We start from the raw sequence: 18,300 nt of genomic DNA on the forward strand, positions 1-18,300 counted from the left end.
GAAGGGAAACATGCCAAACTCCGACGACCTCCTCTGGGGAGCGGTTTCCGGCATTTCGCGTTTCTCGGCTCTGTTGACCATGGCGGAGCTGGGCGTCGCCGACCAGTTGGCGGACGGGCCGCTCGACACCGAGCAACTGGCCAAGAGGTGCGGGGCGCATGCCCCCGCACTCCGCCGGGTCCTGCGTGAGCTGGCCAGCATGGGGGTCGTCCGCAGAGTCGGCGCCGACGGATTTGACCTGACCGACGCGGGCGCCGCGCTCCGCTCCGACGTCCCCGGCTCGATCCGGTCCTCGATCCGCATGCTCGGCGAGGACAGCTTCTGGTACGCGATGGGCAGGCTGCCGGACACGGTGCGCACCGGCAGCTCAGCATTCGTCACGAAATACGGCCATCTATACGAGTATTTGGCGACAAATCCTGATTCCGCGCGGATCTTCGATGCCTACATGACCGCCAGGGCCATCCCGTTCACGGAAGGCCTGGTCAAGCGGTACGACTTCGCGGGCGTCGGCACTTTGGTGGACGTCGCCGGAGGCAGGGGCCACATCCTGGCCACGGTCCTGCACGCCCATCCGGACATGCGCGGCATCCTCTACGATCTCGACCACGTGGCGGACGGAGCCAGAGAACTGCTGGCCGCGGAGGGCCTGGCCGATCGGTCCGAGGCCGTGGCCGGCGACTTCTTCGCCTCGGTGCCGGCGGGCGCGGACGCCTACCTGCTGGCCAGTGTCCTGCACAACTGGGACGACGGCGATGCCGTGCGGATCCTGCGCAATGTTCGCCGCGCGATGAACCCCGGTGGGCGGGTGCTGGTGCTGGAGGTGGCGCTGCCCGACGACGACGCGCCGCACTTGGGCAAGGATCTCGATCTGCGCATGCTGGCCATCTTCAACGGCGCCTTGGAGCGTAGCCGGGAGGAGTACGCGACGCTGTTCCAGCAGGCCGACCTGGAGTTGACAGAGGTCATCGAGCTGGGCGCGGGAGCGAGCCTGCTTGAGGCCAGGCCGGTCTGACGCGTAAGGCGGCACGGATGACGGCGGCGGGATCGCCGAGGTGGTAGATCCGCTCCGACGATTCGATGCCGTCCAGGAACTCCTGGTAGCGCACGGCGTAGGCCAGGTGGGCCAGCGGTTCGGCGACGGACAGCGCTCGGGCCGGATCGCAGCCCGGCACCTGGGAGGTCCAGGCGTCGATCCAGGCCCGGGCGGCGGCCGGCCGCTTGGCTTCGGGCAGGAAGTCGCAGACCCGGAGCCCGTCGAGCACCGGGTTCCCGAGATGCGCGTCGGCGAAGTCCACCACGACCGGCGGGCCGCCGTCGCTGCGCCAGTTGCCCGAGTGGAAGTCGCCGTGCACGATCGTGTCGGGCAGGCCGCATTCGTCCAGCATGGGCCACCGTTCGACCAGCCGGCGGGCCCCGGCCAACTCCTCAGCGGTCAGCTCGCGGCCGACCGGGCCGGCGAGGAGCTCGCGGACCCGGCCCGCGATAACGGGCCCACGCAGGTCACGCAGCCCGAGCCCGGCTGGGCCTGCGAGCGCGGCCTGTGCGGTGACCATGCGGGTCACCGCGCTGGTGATGGCCTGGGCGGAGGCGTCCCAGCAGTCCTCGCCGGGTAGGTGTTCGAGCAGGACCCGGCCCGGTCCGGCCGCGATGACCGTGGGCACCAGGCCGGGGTCCAGGTTCGCGAACGCGCCGATGACGGCGCCCTCATCGGCGGCGAAGTGCAGCGTGGTCTTCAGCCAGACCGGTCCCTGGTCGGTGGGCAGGAGAAACAGCCCCGCCAGGTTCCAGGTCTTGCGCTGCCGGATCGGCCCGGTCACCGGACGACCCGCGGCGGCCAGCAGCTCCGCCGCCCAGCCGAACACCTCCCGCAGCCCCGCCACGCGAGCCCACGGCGCACGCAGCCTTTCCGGCCTGGTCAGTGCGGCCTCATCGATGGGGCGCCGGGTCAGCAGCCCGGCCGCGGGCCGCCGGAGGGCCTCGACATGGTAGGTGACGTGACCGTCACGGGCGCCTTCCCCACCGTCGACGCGCAGCAGGCGCAGCACCAGTACGTCGACTTCCAGCACCTGCCGCACGTACGTGACGACCGGCTCGACCTCCGCCCACCACGGCACGTCCACCGCGAACGGCCCGAGGACGCCGAGGTAGTCCGCACCCGAGGTCACCCATGCACTGACCGTCCGACTCATTCCGCCAGTGTGAACAATCCATGCGATATCAGCGACCCAATATCCACCGGGCGGCCGGACAGGTGAGCCGCGGGCGGTCGGGCCGCCCGCGGCTCAGTCGGATCACTCGCGGGTCACTGGACGGTGATCTTGTCCACTTCGACGGTGATCCCCTTGACCTGCGGGGTCGAGGTGGCCGTCGTCACGTTGCCGACGCCGGCGCTGACCCCCTTGATCTTCATCGAGTAGGTCAGGGTGCCGCCGGGCGCGCCGGGCGTGCTCGTGACGACCAGGTCCTGGGTGGGCGGACCGCTGATCTGGGCGCCCGCCGTACCCTCGTCGTTCTCCGCGCCCACGGTCAGGCCGGCGCCGGCGGGGGCGTCACCCGGCAGGTTGGCCGGATCGTAGGCGTAGCTGATGTCCTCCACTCCGTTGAGCCCGATCCATTGCTGGAACACCTTGGTGCTGGTCGTACCGAAGGTGTTCACCCGCCACTCCAGGACCAGCCAGCGACTGACGCCGTCGGTCAGTATTCCGGCGAAGACGCCGGGGGCGCCGGTGCCGTCGAGGTCGGTCCAGTAGGAGGCGAGTACGCCGTTCGGCCGCGCGGGGTCGGGCAGCGTCTGCGGGAGGAACGCGATGTCGTCGGCTCCGTTGCTGCCGCCGGCGATGCTGTAGCCGTTGGAGACCACGCCAATCCTGGTGTAGGTCTTGCCGGCGAAGGTGAAGGCGGGCACCGTGAAGTTCAGCGCCTGCTCGTCACCGATCGGCGTCGGTGTGATGCCGAAGGCGTCCAGCGGAAGATATCCGGCGGGCCCCACGCCAGGCGCGATCGTCGGCTTGTCGGGTTGCCGGCCGGCCAGTGTCACCTTGGTCGTCGCGATCTGGGTGCCGATCTTGGTGGCGCCGGTCACGCTGTTCAGCCGCAGGCGGGCGTCGAGCGTGCTGAGCGCGGTCACCTCGGCGTTGGCCAGGCTGTTGTTCTGCACGGTGACCGTACACGTGGATTCGCCGGTGTTCCTCGGGATGGTGGACGGTGCGCAGGTCTGGTCGACCGGCACGATGCCTTCCTGGCGGAAGAACGCCACCGGCAGGTGCAGCGCACGCGAGCCGCCGACCTGCTTGAGGTTCACCTGGCCGAAGTACTGCCCGTCGGGCAGATCCGGCGCGGTGATGATCACGTTCAGCTTGGCGCTCTTGCCCGGCGCGACGGTGAAGTGTGCCGGCAGCACCGTGATGTTGGCGCCGCTGACGGTCGTGCCCGAGGCGGTGAAGGTGAGCGTCTTGTTGGTGGTGTTCGTGACCGTGCGCTTGGCGTTGATGATGCCGGGCATGGTCGGCGCGTTCACCGAGGGCAGGTTGAGATCGATGCGGTTGAGCGGGTCGGCGGCCGAGGCGACGAAGTTGGCCGCGCTCTCGTCCAGGGTCAGTCCGGGGTCACCGGCCTTGGTCAGGTCGATGCGCCCGCCGCCCATGTCGAACGCGTCGGCGGCGGTGGTGCGATCCGGCTTGGTGACGGCGGTCTTGCCCGTGGTCTCCAGGGCGGACTTCACCTGTCCCGGTGTCCAGGTCGGGTGCAGGGCGAACACGAGCGCGGCCGCGCCGGTCACGTGCGGCGCCGACATGGAGGTGCCTTGGATGACCTGGTAGAGGTTGCCGGGCGGCCCTTCGAGCGGTGACTCGGGGGTCGGGGTCATGCCCGCCAGGATGTGCAGTCCGGGCGCGGTGACGTCCGGCTTGAGGAAGTCGCCGCCGGGACCGCGCGAGGAGAAGTACGTCATCACGTCGCCCTGCCAGCTGGCCTTGACCCCCTGGGTGAACGACGCGGTCGCGCCCGGATGCGCGGTCAGGAAGCTCAGCAGGGTGTCGGTCGCGGGCTTGTCGACGTGCACCGACGGGACCCAGTGGGCGTCGGTGAAGACGTCGAACGGGAAGGCGTTGTAGAGGATCATCCCGGCGGCGCCGCCCTGCCTGACGTTGAAGCTCTTCAACACCCGGTTCGGGCCGCGCTCACAGGCGACGATCTTCCCGGTGAAGATTCCGGCCGGTGCCGGGGTGTCGCACAGCGCGTTGGAGTACGGGGGAGCGGACGCCAGCACCACGGGCAGCGGCGCGGCGATCCCCGAAGTGACGGACGCGCCCTTGATCGTCGCCGTCGCGCCACCACCGGACAGCGTGATCGTGGACTGGAACGTCCTGGTCTGCGTGGAGGCGGCCACCGTGGTCACCCACGGGCTGCGGTGGTCGGTGGTGTTGGCGCCGGGCCCCGAGTTGCCCGCCGACGCCGAGACCAGCACACCCGCCGCGTACGCGTCGAGGAACGCCAGCTCGACCGGGTCGCTGTACGGGTCACTGCCACCGGAGATCGAGAAGTTGATGACGCGGACGCCGTCCAGGATGGCACGTGCCACCGCCTGCGCCGCGTCGGACGGGAAGCAGCCCTCCGCGCCGCACACCTTGTAGACCGAGACCTCGGCGGCTGGTGCTATGCCGTGGATCGGCCCGCGGCTGATCCCCAGCGGGTTCGCGTCGGCCACCGGGCCGCCGGCCGACGTGGTGGCGGTGTGGGTGCCGTGGCCGTTGGAGTCACGGGCGCTGTCGGGGTAGACCTCGCCGCCGAAGACCGCGTTGTAGGTCTCCAGGAACGGCTGGCCGCCGATCAGCTTGTTGTTGCAGGTGAAGGGATCGCTGGCCGGGGTCAGCGGGTTGTCGCCGAAGTTACAGACCCGGGCTGTGCCGTCCTTGGTCGGGCCGGGGGCGGGCAGGCCGCTCGGCGCGGCGAAAGAGGGGTGCTCGGGCCAGGCGCCGGAGTCCAGCACGCCCACGATCACGCCCTTGCCCGAGGAGTTGCTGCCGCCGAGCTGGCTGTAGATGGTGTCGGCGCCGATGAACTGCGGGCTCGCGTCGGTGAGGAGCTGCTGGGGCTTGTCCTCCTGTACGGCGACCGCGCCGGGCAGCTTCAGCACCTCGGCTACCTTGTTGCCCGGAATCCGGAGCGCGATGCCGCCGTAGACCGTCCTGACCCGCTGGCCCACGACGGCCCCGGGTACCTTGCTCGCCAGCGCGCCCAGGAACTCCTTCTCAACGCTCTCGATGTGCTGGCCGTACTTCTTGGCCTCGGCACTTCTGGTGTCAAGAGCCTTGCCGGTGACAGCGGGACTGGTCCCCGGCAGGCCGGGCAGCCCGCCCCGGTAGGCGGCGAGCGAGTCGTAGTCCAGCTTGACCATGATGTTGATCGGCGCCGGCGAGGTGACCCGCAGCAGCGCCTGGTCGCTCTTGGCCAGCTTGCCCGTCGGAGACTTGGCGCCCTCGACGAGCTGGGCTCCGGTGACGGGAGTTGCCTGCCACTTCGCGTTCGAGGGAGAAGGTGTGGGCGTGGCCCGCGCCGCGGCGGGGCTCATGACCACCACCATGCTCAACCCGATGGCCACAGAGGCGAACCGCCGCGCGCGCGATAAGCGAGAACTGGATAACACAAGATCCTCCTCGTCGAGGGGCTGCACGGACTCACCACGCCGCCCAGGAGGCATCAGGTCACCCTGCGTCGAGGCACACCGGAGAGATCACTGAACCCTCCCCGGTGGGTGACGAGCTGAAGGGCCGCCCTTGTCGGGCGGCTCGGTTTCCGACCGGAGTGTAACCAGCGATCACGCGGCCGAGAACCCTATCGAGTTGCCAGAATCCTGCCGACAATCCAGCACATTTCACGATGTATCACTCGTACGGCTCCGTGGGCTGGTCGATTTTCGTGACGTCGGTCGCGGACATGTCGGGGATCACGTAGCCGTTGGGGATCTTGCCCTTCCATGGGATCCACTCGCCGGTGACCTGGACCCAGGAGTTCTCCCTTGGTGTGGGCACGCCCTGGACCGCGACCTTCAGGGCGAGGGCGTCGGCGGCGCAGCAGCTGATCTGCATCCTGGTGACGTACCAGCGGTTCTTCTTCTTCGACGGCACCACGAAGCCGGTCAGCTTGACCTGCCGCCCCGCGAGCGACGTGCCGGCCGGGTCGTAGGCACGCCCGATGAACTCACCGAGCGCCAGCTCGGGCACGCCGCCGGAGAGCTGCCGGTAGGCCACCGGGGTGGGCGGGCGCGGCGCGGGCGCGTCGTCCTCGCTCCCTGCCGCGAACGAGCCCAACGCGGGCGGCGCGACCAGCACGATGGCGAACACGGGCACGGCCAGCAGCCACGCCACTCGCGGCCCACGCCCGTGGTCGTGGCCGTGTCCCTGACCCTGCGCGTGGCTGCCGTGGTTTCGCGACTGGAGGATGAGAGCCACCAGGGCGAGGCCGACCAGCACCGCGCCGGCTCCGATGAGCAAGGGCCGGAACCCCGGTTTGACGTAGTTGACGTACGTGCCGGAGAAGGCGGAGATGTTCAGCAGCGCGCCGCCGAGGATCAACAGCAGCAGGCTCTGCGTCTGGCGTTTCACAGCAGCACCCACCCCGTGACGAAGCTGACGCCGATCGCCAGCGTCAGCGTCAGCGGTACGAAGCGCCAGGCGAAGGCCCGCCCGAACGTCCCCGCCTGCAACGCGATCAGTTTCAGGTCGACCATCGGCCCCACCACCAGGAAGGCGAGCTTGGCCGTGGGCGAGAAGGCGGTCAGCGAGGCGGCCACGAACGCGTCGGCCTCCGAGCAGATCGACAGCAGCACCGCCAGCAGCGCCAGGACCAGCACCGACACCACTGGAACGCCGGCCACGGAGGCGAGCCACGAGCGGGGGACCACCACGTTCAGCGTCGCCGCGGTCAGCCCGCCGATGACCAGGAACCCGCCGGTGTGCAGCAGGTCATGGCACATCGCGTCCACAAAGGCGCCCCCCTTGCCCTGCCCGGGCGCCGCCGTACGACGAGGCGTCGGCAGCCACTCGCTACGCCCGAACCGCGCCCAGATCCAACCGGCCAGCACCGCCACGGTCAGCGAGGCGCCGAACCGCGCGACCACCATCGCGGGATCACCGGGAAAGGCCACCGCGGTGGCCACCAGCACAACCGGATTGATCGCCGGCGAGGCGAGCAGAAACGCCAGCGCCGCGGCCGGCTCCACACCCCGCGCCATCAACCCCGAAGCCACCGGCACCGAGGCGCACTCACACCCCGGCAGCACCGCGCCCGCCACCCCGGCCACCGGCACCGCCGCGTAGGTCCTGCGCGGCAGGGCCCTGGTCCAGAACGAGGCGGGCACGAATGCGGTGATCGCCGCCGACAACGCCACCCCGAACACCAGGAACGGCAGGGCCTGCACGCACACCGCCACGAAGATGGTGGCCCACGTCTGCAGCGCCGGCGCCGTCAGGTACGGCGCCAGCAGGAATCGGCCCGTCACCAGGAGCGCGATCAGGAAGACGAACGACCACGGCAGCCACGACTCGCGGTCGGGCCTGCGCCCCCACGTGTCCGGCGGTAGCTGATCCTCTGTCCCGGGCCAATCCAGCGGGGTTCCGTGTGTCATGGCCCTCCCTGCCCAACGCTTGGTCCTGATGACACGCGGCAGCAGGGTAGCGGGTTCTGTCCTGTCTTGCGCTGGAAGCCGGATCGAATACTGGCCGGTTTGCGTCGGGGCCGGCGGTCCCGCCAGCCGGAATCTGGTCAGCTCTATGGCCAGCCGGTAGCCCACGATTGCAGCCACCTGGAAGCCCATCCGGGCGCCACCCGCAATGCCCGGAGGCCGTCCGCGAGCGAGGCTTGACGGTATGACCGCCACACGGCGCGCCTGACAGACGAACGGCATCGAACGGACGGACAACCGCTCAACGGAAGGGCAGCGGCATGCGACAGGTTCGACTGGGACAGACCGGCCTGCGGGTCTCCGTGATCGGATTCGGGACCTGGGCTTTCAGCGGCGACTGGGGCGCCGTCGACCTCCGGGAAAGCGAACACGCCATCCATCACGCCCTGGACCTGGGCATCAACCTCTTCGACACCGCACCTGGGTACGGCGTCGCCGAGCGCCTGCTGGGCAAGGCCCTGCGGCAACGGTCATGCCGCGAGGACGTGGTCATCGCCACCAAAGGCGGGCTCCGTCAGGAGGGCGACCGACTGCTGCGCGACGCCGGCGGACAGTGGCTGCGCGAGAGCGTCGAGGAGAGCCTGCGCAACCTCGGAACCGACTACATCGACCTCTACCAGGTGCACTGGCCCGACCAGCACACCCCACCGGAGGAGACCGCCGGGGTGCTGGCGGAACTGGTCGGGGAGGGCAAGATCCGCCACATCGGAGTGTCGAACTACGACGCCGAGCAGATAGAGGCGCTGGGACGCTTCGGGCGCGTGGAGACGCTGCAGCCGCCGTACCACCTGTTCCGCAGGGACATCGAGGACGCCGTCCTGCCCTGTGCCGCCGCGCACGACATGGGCGTGCTGGTGTACGGGCCGCTGGCCCACGGACTGCTGTCCGGCCGGTTGACCGAGTTCACCACCTTCGACGCCGACGACTGGCGCGGCAAGAGCCCCGACTTCACCGGCGAGGCCTTCAGCAAGAACCTCGCCGTGGTGCGGCGGCTGGAGGAGGCGGCGCGGGAACGGGGCATGAGCCTGCCGCAGCTCTCGGTCGCCTGGACGCTGGCCAATCCCGCCGTCCACGTCGCCATCGTGGGCGCCCGCCGGCCCGCCCAACTGGACGGCACCACCCCGGCGGTCGGCCTCGGGCTCTCCGAGGCCGACCTGCGCACGATCGACGCGATCCTGGCGCGGGCCGTACCAGTGTGGGGCCCCTATCCAGAGGGCACCTGACGGCGTTTTCGTCCTGCCCCTAGCTTCGGTCCTCTTCTGATGCGAAGATCGTCACTTATATCGGCACAGACCGAAACCTCTGTGTCGTAACCATCTTCCTCAAGTCGGAGGACCTGTGCGGTCTCGCAAAATGATGATTGCCGCCCTTTCGCTGGTGGCATTCGTAGTCCCGTTCGCCCCTCTCCAGTCGGCTTCGGCTGATCTGCAGGCACCCGGATTCGATCCCTTCCCCCCGCCCCCCGGCGACTCGATCTCGGTGGACACCCAGAACGCGGCCGGCGAGTTAGCGAAGCTCGTGGAAGCCTCGCCGGGTTCCTACACCGGCGTGCGGGTCACGGGTCCGGGCGCCGTGACCGTCACGCTGCCGTCCGGCGCTGATTTCAAGCAGCGCGCCGACACTCTGCGCAGTGGAACGCGATCAGTATCGGGCGAGACCGTATCTGTGGCGGTAGAACAGGTCCCGCGCAGCCTGGCCGACGTGGAGGCCACCAAGGCGCAGATCGTCGAGTTGATCACGGCCGGCGCCTACAAGAACCAGGTGTTCGGAGTGGGCGTCGACCCGGTCAAGGCGACGGCCGTGGTCTACGCCTCAGAAGACTCCGACACTGCCAGGACCGAACTCAAACAGCGCTTCGGCGACGCGATCACCTTCCGCCTCCAGGACGCGGTCGCGCGACCCAACACCCGTTCGCGGGACACGGCACCGCACTATGGCGGTGCGGGGATCCGCATGTGGACCGCGGGGCACGTCTCCTACGGCGGCGTCTGCTCGACCGCCTTCGCAGTCGTCAAACAGGGGGTCGCCCACATGTTGTCGGCCGCGCACTGCTTCCCGTCGGAGACCGACTATCCCAGAGCCTGGTCGTCGTCGTTCACCTCGGCATCCGCGCCCTTGACCACCTACTATCAGGGCGCCATGGTCACCACCACGATGCGTGGCACTCTCCTCAACCCGACCGACGGGACCCAGGACCTGTACGGCGACTTCAGCCTGCTGCAGGGAGGCGGCGGCTACCTCCCCCGTGTGTACAACTGCGCCAAGAACGCCGAACCCTGCACCTCGCTGGTGGTCGGCGCGGCCGAGTACGGCACCCCAGCCAACGGCACCCAGGTCTGCACCAGTGGCGTCATGTCAGGCCAGACCTGCCGGCAGTACGTGACCGACGGCTCCTACGCCGGATGGATCAACGTCAACGGCGCGGACATGTTCATCAATCATTGGGCGATCACCAACTCCGACCAGAACGGTGACGGCACCTACGACTGCGCCGGCGCCATCCAGGGCGATTCCGGCGGCGCCATCTACCGATCCATGGCCGGCGGCAAGGTGGTCGCGATGGGCATCATCAGCGCCGGTTGGAACGGCCCGACCGGCGTGTGCTACAGCGCGTACGCCAAGTTGTCCGGCGTCCGGGCGTGGGACTCGAGCGTGAGCGTCCTGACGGATTAACCCCACACACCATCCGTGATGCCCATATAAGCGACAAACTGGAACAATCACTGTTTTCTGTTATCTCAGTGGTGATGTTCCCGTCTCCTGGTCGGAGCATCGGAGGCTCCGGATCGGGGTGATGGATGTACGCGCGGTCGACGTACGAGGTCGAAACGGTGCTGGCGGCCGGGGCGGGCGATCACGGAGCGGTCGACGAGCTGGTCAGGGGCCATCTGCAGCTCGTGTACAACATCGCCGGGCGCGCCATGAACGGCCACCCGGACGTGGACGACGTCGTCCAGGAGACGATGGCCAGGGTCGTGACCGGGGTGTCCGGGCTGCGCGATCCCAGGAGCTTCCGATCCTGGCTGGTCGCCATCACCATGAACCAGGTGCGGGAGTGGCGGCGGGTCACCGCCGCCACCCCCGCCGCCCTCGACGAGGCGCTGGGCATGGCCGACGCCAGTGCCGACTTCGCGGGTCTCACCGTGACCCGGCTCGGCCTGTCCGGGCAGCGCAAGGAGAGCGCGGAGGCCGGTCGGTGGCTCGACGACGACGACCGCGAGGTGCTGGCGCTGTGGTGGCTGGAGGTCGCGGACGAGCTCACCCGGGCGGAGCTGGCAGCCGGACTGGACTTGCACGAGAAACACGCCGCCGTCCGCGTGCAGCGGGTCAAGCGGCGACTGGAGTCGGCCCGCGCGGTGGTGCGCGCGCTCTCGGCCCAGCCCCGCTGCGCCGGGCTGGCGTACGTGGCCGGCGGCTGGAACGGTACGCCGTCGCCCCTCTGGCGCAAGCGGCTGTCGCGGCACGTACGGGAGTGCCAGACCTGCACGGATCAGCTGTCGGATCTGATCCCGGCCGACCGGCTGCTGGCGGGGCTGGGCCTGGTGGCCATCCCGGCGGGTGTCGCGGCGGGGTTGCTGGAGCTGGCGCGGACGGCCGCCGTACCGGCGCTGAAGGGCGGCCTGATCGCCAAGGGCAAGGTGGCGGCCGGTGCGGCGGGTTCCTCGCTGGCCGTCAAGCCCGTCGCGATCGCCGCCGTCAGCACCGCGCTGATCGCCGGTGGCGCGGTGGTCGTCCAGAACCTGCGGCCCGAGCCGCCGCCCAGCCGGGCCGCACCGGTGATCGCCACCTCCGTGCCCGCGTCCTCCCCGCGCCCGACCCGCCCCTCGCCGAAGCCGACGCCGACCCCGACACCGACCCCGACGAAGAGCCGTCCGATCAGCCCGTACGGGCGCACCATCGACACGGCGGACCAGGCGCCGCCCAAGAACCGGCGCCCCGCCCCGCTGCCCCGGCGCGGCGCCGGCACGCTGGCCATCGGCGGAAAGCACGGCTACTCCCGGTACGGCGGCGCCCCGCAGATCACGCACCGGGGCGACTACATCACCATCACCGGCAAGGGCTACCTCGAAGTCCGGTGGGGCATCCTCTACCGCAGCCGGATCGGCGACTTCCAGCCCGCCACCTGGACCGGGCTGAAGGGCAAGCTGTTCCACGTCGCCTCCGGCGGCGGGCGGCGGATGGACGACGAGCAGGCGCCAGGTGTGACCTGGATGGGCGCCCCGGAGGTCGGCTTCGTCCGGCTGCCCCGTGGTCAGCAGCAGATGTGGCAGAACGAGTTCTACTACCTGAACGGCCAGGTCACCCTCCACAACAACGAGAGCGGCACGGACGTCGACCTCAGCGTGGCGCCCAGGACCTGGACCGAGGTCTGGAGGGACCTCTCCACCGCGCTCGACCCCGCCAAGGGGATCGTCCGCTACGGCCTGACCCGCGACACCGGCGACGACCGCGCCCCCGTCCCGCAGTACCTCACCAGAGCGCGGCCCGCCGACCCCGCGAAGGTCCCCCAGCGCAGTCGGGTATCGGCCTAAAAGGCGAAATTTCTGTTATCGACGACGGCCGCCTCAGTCTCCTGTGACAAGAGTGACCCCTGTGAAAGGACCTCCATGACCACGCAGCCCTCCCGCCGGAGCCTGCTGAAGGCGGCCGTGACCATGGGTGCGGGCGCCGCCGTACTGCCCGCGCTGCCCGCCGCCCCCTCCTCGGCCGCGGCGCTCAAGCACCCCGGCCTGCTGCACACGCAGCAGGATTTCGACCGGATGCGGGCCCAGGTGAACGCCGGAGCCCAGCCGTGGAAGGCGGGCTGGGACAAGCTGGTGGCCAACGGCCGCTCCAAGAGCACCTGGAAGCCCCGCCCGCTTGAGACGGTCGTCAGGGGCGGTACGGGCGCGAACCATGTGCAGCTCGCCATCGACGTGGCCGCCGCCTACCAGAACGCGCTGCGCTGGAAGGTCAGCGGCGAGAAGGCCCACGGCGACGCCGCCCGCGACACCCTCAACGCCTGGTCGGCCGCGCTGAAGGCGGTGACGGGCAATGCCGACCGCTTCCTCGCGGCCGGGATCCAGGGCTGGCAGCTGGCCAACGTCGGCGAGATCATGCGCGGTTACCCCGGATTCGACCTCGACCGCTTCAAGAAGATGATGCTCACGGTCTTCTACCCGCTGAACAACCAGTTCCTGAAGGGGCACAACGACGCCTGCATCACCAACTACTGGGCCAACTGGGACCTGTGCGCCATGGCCTCCATCCTGGCCATCGGCGTCCTCTGCGACGACCAGGCCAAGGTCGACCAGGCCGTGGAGTACTTCAAGCACGGCAAGGGCAACGGCGCCATCATGAACGCCGTGCCGTTCCTGCACCCCGGCGGTCTCGGCCAGTGGCAGGAGAGCGGCCGCGACCAGGGCCACGCCAGTCTCGGCATCGGGTTGATGGGCGTGCTCTGCGAGATGGCCTGGAACCAGGGCATCGACCTGTACGGCTACGCCGACAACCGGTTCATGAAGGGCGCCCAGTACGTCGCCAAGTACAACCTCGGCGAGACCGTGCCGTTCACCACGTACAAGTGGGGGACCGGACAGAACTGCGCACCCCGCGAGCAGACCGAGGTCTCCGCGGCGGGGCGCGGCGCGAGCGACCCGATCTGGGCGGTGCTCTACAACCACTACGGGGTCCGCCGCGGGCTGGCGGTGCCCTACCTGGAGGCGTACAGCAAGCGGCTCGCCCCCGAAGGGGGAGGCGGCGACTACGGCGGCGCCAAGTACGACCACCTCGGCTTCGGCACACTGACCTTCACCCGAGCCACGGCCACGGCCGGAGGCGGGGGCGGGCTGCTACCGACGGGCGTTTCACGGACCTTCGAGTCGGTCAACCAGCCGAAGGCGTATATCCAAGCCACGGGCCGCATCGGGGCGACCGCGCTCACGCTGCGGATCGTGCCCGGCCTGTCCGACGCCAAGGGCTACTCCTTCGTCGACTCCGAGGGCCGCTACCTGCGGCACAAGGACTTCCTGGTCCGGTTCGACACCAATGACGGCACCGCGCTGTTCAAACGGGACGCGACCTTCCACGCCCGCCAGGGCACGGCGGACGGGTCGGTACGGCTGGAGTCGGTCAACTACCCGGGACGGTTCATCCGTCATCGTGACAACGTCCTCCGCCTGGACAAGGCGGAGGACACAACCCTGTTCCGCACCGACAGCTCCTTCCGCCCGGCCACCTGACCGGGGCCGGCGAGGGAAGGACGGCTACGCGCTGAACCCGTCGAGCAGCAGGTCGGCGACCTGGGGGCCGATGGTGGCGGGGTCGGTCCGCAGGCTGCGGGCGAACCTCGTGACGACGTGCAGGGTGCCGGTGATCGCTTGCGGGAGCAGCTCGGGTGGCAGGTCCCGTCGCAGGACCCCGTCCTGCTGCCCGCGTTTGACCAGGGCGAAGACGGTCTGGTGCATGCGCCTGGAGGCGGGTGACGGGGAGGGGCGGTGTGAGTCGGCGGGCAGCGGTTGCCAGGCGGAGCTGACGGCCAGCAGGGGATAGCGCTGGATGATCGCGGCCATCTCGATGATCAGGGCACGTAGGGCGGCGCGCGGGTCGGGATCGCCGTCGAGCGCGTTGGTGATCGCCTGTTGGGCTTCGGCGGCGGCGGTCTCGAAGATGGCCTCGCGCAGGGCCTGGCGGTTGCGGAAGCGGCGATAGACGGTCATGCGTACGAGACCGGCCTCGTCGGCGATGCGTTGCACGGAGGCGTGGGGATCCTCGGCCAGCACCCGTGCGGCGGTGGTGAGGATCAGGGCGTCGTTGGCCCGCGCGTCGCTACGCGGGCCCCGGCGCCGGGGCGGGGAGGTCACAGTTAAGTGTTACACATGTGCACCATTTACCGGTTTACCGTCTCCCACATGATCAGTAGAGAGATCCACCTCGTCCGCCACCCGCAGGGAGCGCCGCGCCTGTCCGACTTCCGGCTGGTCGAGACCGTCGTCCCCGAACCACGTGACGACCAGGTGCTGGTGCACAACCGGTATTTCGCGCTCGCCGCCGTGATGCGGACCCTGATGTCCGGCGTCGAGATCGGCATGCCGCTGGGTACGTACCGGCCCGGCCAGGTCCTGTTCGGATCCGCGATCGGCGAAGTCGTCGACGCCGGGCCGGCGGCACCGGACGGGCTGCGTTTCGGCGACCTCGTCATGCATCACTACGGCTGGCGCGAGTACGTCGTCGAGGCCGCCGACCGGTTCCGCCGCCTGGACCCCGGCACGCTGCCCGACCCGATCCTGCATCTCGGCCAGGGCCTGACCGCCTATGCCGGTCTGCTGCGGGTGGCGCTCCCCGACGGCATCGACGTCTGCTTCGACAACGTCGGTGGCGAGCAGCTCGCCGCGGCGATCGAGCTGGCCAGGCCGGGCGCCCGATACGCGCTGTGCGGGGCCCTGGACAACCAGCTCGGTGGCAGGTCGGCCGCGGTCTCGGTGGACCCGGTCGAGCTGATCGGCAGACGGCTGACACTGTCCGGATTCCACGTGGCCGACCATCGCGACCTCCAAGAACCATGGCTGGAGGACTTCAGCGGATGGCTGCGCGAGGGGCGCATCGACGTGCCCCGGGTCGTCGTGCCCGGCCTGGACGCCGCGCCGGCCGCACTGATCTCGCTGCTGTCCGGCGGGTACACCGGAATGGTGGTGGTCGCCATCGGGTGAAGCGGCCGTCAACAGACGGTGTCCGCTTCGAGCATGAGGTCCGTGTTCGCCTCCAGTTCGGCGATGCTGGCGCGTACCCGTGCCGCCTGGCTGTCGGCCAGGTGGTCGAAGATGGTCAGGGCCTGCTGCCAGGTCTCGATCGCCGACACCGGGCAGCCGGTCGCCGCCAGTGCCCGGCCGAGGATGTGCAGGGTGCGGGCCTCGGTGTTGCGGTCGCCGATCTCGCGGCAGAGGTCGAGCGAGCGGTAGCACCAGCGGATCGTCTCCTCGTGGTCGCCCAGCGCGGCGTACGTGGTGCACATGTCGGTCAGCGCGATGCCCTCGCCCCAGAGGTTGCCGATCGCGCGGAAGGCGGCGAGTGCCGAAAGATGGTGCTGGAGGGCCGTACGCGGCTGGTGGAGAGCGATCAGGGCCCGGCCGGTGCCGGCCGAGGCGATGCCCTGCCCCCAGGAGTAGCCGAGGTCGGTGAAGATGGCCAGTGCCTGACGGTGGCACGCGACGGCCTGCTCCGGCGCGCCCAGGTCGACATACACCAGGCCGAGGGTGTTCAGCGCGTTGCCCTCGCCCCAGCGGTCGCCGAGCTCGCGCTGGAGCGCCAGCGCGAGCTCGGCGTGCGGGAGCGCGTCCTTGAACTGCCGCCGGTCCCAATAGGCCAGCGCCAGGCTGGTACGGACCGGAGCCTCGGCGTGCCCGTCGCCCAGCAGCAGCGCGGCCTCCAGCGCGATCTCGTGGCTGGCGATCCAGGAATCCCAGTGCTTGCACAGGTTGAAGAAGCTCCACAGCGCGACCGGCAGCCGCCAGGCCAGGGTGTACTGGCCGAGCGCGAACGCCTGCCGTACGGCGGCCATGAGATTGGCGTGCTCGGTCTCGAGCCAGAGCAGCGCGTCCTCGTGGCCGGAGAAGGTGTACGGCTCGCACGACGGTGCGAGCTGGGGGAGCGGGAGCTGCTGGTGCTGGGGGTTGAGCACCTGATCGGCCCGGTCGACGGTGTGCAGGTACCAGGAGAGCATGCGCTGGACCGCGGCCAGCCGGTCGGCGTCGGACTCCTCGGCCTCGACCAGTTCGGTGGCGTAGACCCGCATCAGGTCATGCATGCGATACCGGTCGGGGCCGCCGGTCTCCAGCAGGCACCGGTCGGTCAGGATCTCGAGCAGCCGCTGAGCCTCCGCGGGCGGCACCCCGATCAGCGCGGCGGCGGCGCCCACCCCGAACGCGAGCCCCCGGTGCAGGCCGAGCAGCCGGAACGCCCGCGCCGCCCGCGGGTCGAGCGCCTGGTACGACCACGAGAACACGGCCCGCAGGCTCATCTGCGGATCCTCGTCCACACCGAGCAGATCGAGCCGGGACCGCTCGTCCCGCAACTGGGCGACCAGGTTCGCCAGCTGCGCGCCGGGCCGCCGGGTGACGTGCTCGGCGCTGATCGCCAGCGCCAGCGGGAGGTGAGCGCAGAGCCGGGCCAGTTCGGCCGCGGCCTCGGCCTCGGCGGACACGCGCCCGGCACCGAGGATCTTGCCCAGGAGCGTGTGCGACTCCGCCTCGCGCAGCCTGCGCAGGAACACATGCCGGGCGTCATCGTGTACGGCCAGCCCGGCCAGGCGGGTACGGCTGGTCACCAGCACCAAACAGTCCGAGCCGGGGAGCAGTGGCCGTACCTGGGCGGTGTTCCGGGCGTTGTCCAGCAGCACCAGCACGCGCCGCCCGGCCAGCGTGCTGCGCAGCAGCGCGGAGCGGGCCTCGACCTCCGCGGGGATCTGGTCGGCGGGTACGTGCAGGGACCGCAGCATCATCTCCAGTGCGGTGGCGGGCGCCATGGGCTCGCCGGGCCCGAACCCGCGTAGGTCGACATGGAGCTGCCCGTCGGGGAACCGGTCCTGAACCCGGTGGGCCCAGTGCACGGCCAGCGCGGTCTTGCCGACGCCGCCGGTGCCACCGATCGCCGCGATGACGATGGGCCGGTTCTGTCCCTCTTCCGGAAGCAGGTCGTACAACTTGGCCAGGTCCGCGTGGCGGCCGGTGAACCGGGCGAGGTCGGACGGCAACTGGCGCGGCACCGACGGCGGGGGAGGAACCTCGGGCGCGCGAGGCGCCGACGCGGCTTCGCCGCCCGGCACGGCCTGCGTGGGCTCGCGCGTCAGCCCGGCCTGCGTGGGCTCGCCGCTCGGCACGGCCCGCGCGGGATCGCCGTTCAGCACGGCCTGGTGGAGACGGCGCAGCTCGTGGCCAGGGTCGATCCCGAGCTCATCGCGCAGCAGGTCGGCGACGTTGCGGTAGACGTCGAGCGCTTCGGCCCGGCGCTCGGCGAGCTGCAGGGCCAGCATCAGCTGCTCCCACAGCCGCTCGCGCAGCGGGTGCTCGGCCGTGGCGGCCTTGAGGTCCGCGATGATCTCCTCGTGGCGACCGGTACGCAGCCCGAGATCGAACCAGCGCTCCAGCAGCCGCATCCGCTCCTCTTCCAGCCGGGACACCTCGTCGCGGTGCAGCGATTCCGACAGGACGTCGACCAGCGCCGGGCCCCGCCACAACCCGAGCGCCTCACGCAGCAGGCCGGACTCTCCCGACTGGTCGCCCGCGCGCCCCGCCCCCGCCGCCTGTACGGCGAGCTCGCGGAACCGCTCCAGGTCGAGACTGTCGGCGTCGGCCCGCAGCACGTAGCCCGCCCCGACGGTCTCGATCAGCGGCCGGCCGTCGGCGCCGTCGTCCAGCACCCGGCGCAGCCTGGTCATGTGGGTGTGCAGCGCCCCGCGCGCCTGCTTGGGCGCCTTGTCGCCCCACATGTACTCGATGAGCTTGTCCAGTGATACGTGGTGGTTGGCGTTCACCAGCAACGTCGCCAGCGCGATGCGCTGCTTGGCCGCGGAGAGCCGCACCGGCCGGCCGCCCCGTGTCATCTCCAATGGTCCCAGCACACTGAACCGGATCCCCGTACCC

Annotated in this window: 12 protein-coding genes; 6 read left to right on the forward strand and 6 right to left on the reverse strand. The window is 70.2% G+C overall.

Annotation, left to right across the window (positions count from 1 at the left end; translation table 11 throughout):
* Positions 1-10: 10 nt before the first annotated feature.
* Positions 11-1,015 carry a methyltransferase gene (locus AB0B91_RS05685; RefSeq protein ID WP_358316164.1) on the forward strand — a complete coding sequence of 335 codons (1,005 nt, stop codon included), beginning with the start codon at positions 11-13 and terminating at the stop codon, positions 1,013-1,015.
* Here AB0B91_RS05685 and AB0B91_RS05690 read toward each other — a convergent pair.
* The 4 genes from AB0B91_RS05690 to AB0B91_RS05705 all read right to left on the reverse strand — a co-directional run bounded on the left by AB0B91_RS05690 (position 966) and on the right by AB0B91_RS05705 (position 7,627).
* Positions 966-2,192, reverse strand: coding sequence for an aminoglycoside phosphotransferase family protein (locus tag AB0B91_RS05690; RefSeq protein WP_358316167.1), 1,227 nt, complete (start codon positions 2,190-2,192; stop codon positions 966-968). The two genes, AB0B91_RS05685 and AB0B91_RS05690, sit on opposite strands and share 50 nt — an antisense overlap.
* 113 nt (positions 2,193-2,305) lie before the next feature.
* Positions 2,306-5,572, reverse strand: a complete 3,267-nt coding sequence (locus tag AB0B91_RS05695; protein ID WP_358316170.1) for a S8 family serine peptidase — start codon at positions 5,570-5,572, stop codon at positions 2,306-2,308.
* Positions 5,573-5,885: 313 nt separating this feature from the next.
* Positions 5,886-6,605, reverse strand: a complete 720-nt coding sequence (locus AB0B91_RS05700; protein ID WP_358316173.1) for a TIGR03943 family protein — start codon at positions 6,603-6,605, stop codon at positions 5,886-5,888.
* Positions 6,602-7,627, reverse strand: a complete 1,026-nt coding sequence (locus tag AB0B91_RS05705) for a permease (protein WP_358316176.1) — start codon at positions 7,625-7,627, stop codon at positions 6,602-6,604. Before AB0B91_RS05705 ends, AB0B91_RS05700 begins: the two co-directional genes overlap by 4 nt.
* A 317-nt stretch (positions 7,628-7,944) precedes the next feature.
* Between AB0B91_RS05705 and AB0B91_RS05710 the strand changes: the two genes are divergently transcribed.
* The 4 genes from AB0B91_RS05710 to AB0B91_RS05725 all read left to right on the forward strand — a co-directional run bounded on the left by AB0B91_RS05710 (position 7,945) and on the right by AB0B91_RS05725 (position 13,905).
* Entirely contained in the window at positions 7,945-8,907 is a 963-nt protein-coding gene (locus AB0B91_RS05710) for an aldo/keto reductase (RefSeq protein ID WP_358316179.1), read from the forward strand.
* Between the two features lie 154 nt (positions 8,908-9,061).
* Entirely contained in the window at positions 9,062-10,357 is a 1,296-nt protein-coding gene (locus AB0B91_RS05715; protein WP_358316182.1) for a hypothetical protein, read from the forward strand.
* 125 nt (positions 10,358-10,482) lie between these two features.
* Positions 10,483-12,216, forward strand: coding sequence for a sigma-70 family RNA polymerase sigma factor (locus AB0B91_RS05720; RefSeq protein ID WP_358316185.1), 1,734 nt, complete (start codon positions 10,483-10,485; stop codon positions 12,214-12,216).
* A gap of 75 nt (positions 12,217-12,291) precedes the next feature.
* On the forward strand, positions 12,292-13,905 hold the full coding sequence (locus AB0B91_RS05725) for an AbfB domain-containing protein (protein WP_358316188.1): 1,614 nt from the start codon (positions 12,292-12,294) through the stop codon (positions 13,903-13,905).
* Between the two features lie 24 nt (positions 13,906-13,929).
* On the opposite strand, the gene AB0B91_RS05730 is transcribed toward AB0B91_RS05725, so the two are convergent.
* Complete coding sequence (locus AB0B91_RS05730) at positions 13,930-14,526, reverse strand: TetR/AcrR family transcriptional regulator (protein WP_358316191.1); 597 nt, start codon at positions 14,524-14,526, stop codon at positions 13,930-13,932.
* 48 nt (positions 14,527-14,574) lie between these two features.
* Between AB0B91_RS05730 and AB0B91_RS05735 the strand changes: the two genes are divergently transcribed.
* Positions 14,575-15,372, forward strand: a complete 798-nt coding sequence (locus AB0B91_RS05735; protein WP_358316193.1) for an NADP-dependent oxidoreductase — start codon at positions 14,575-14,577, stop codon at positions 15,370-15,372.
* 8 nt (positions 15,373-15,380) lie between these two features.
* Here the strand turns inward: AB0B91_RS05735 and AB0B91_RS05740 are convergent, their stop codons facing one another.
* Positions 15,381-18,260 carry a BTAD domain-containing putative transcriptional regulator gene (locus AB0B91_RS05740; RefSeq protein WP_358317497.1) on the reverse strand — a complete coding sequence of 960 codons (2,880 nt, stop codon included), beginning with the start codon at positions 18,258-18,260 and terminating at the stop codon, positions 15,381-15,383.
* Between the last annotated feature and the right edge of the window lie 40 nt (positions 18,261-18,300).

Origin of the sequence: Nonomuraea sp. NPDC049141, assembly GCF_040648415.1 — a bacterium.
GTDB lineage: Bacteria > Actinomycetota > Actinomycetes > Streptosporangiales > Streptosporangiaceae > Nonomuraea.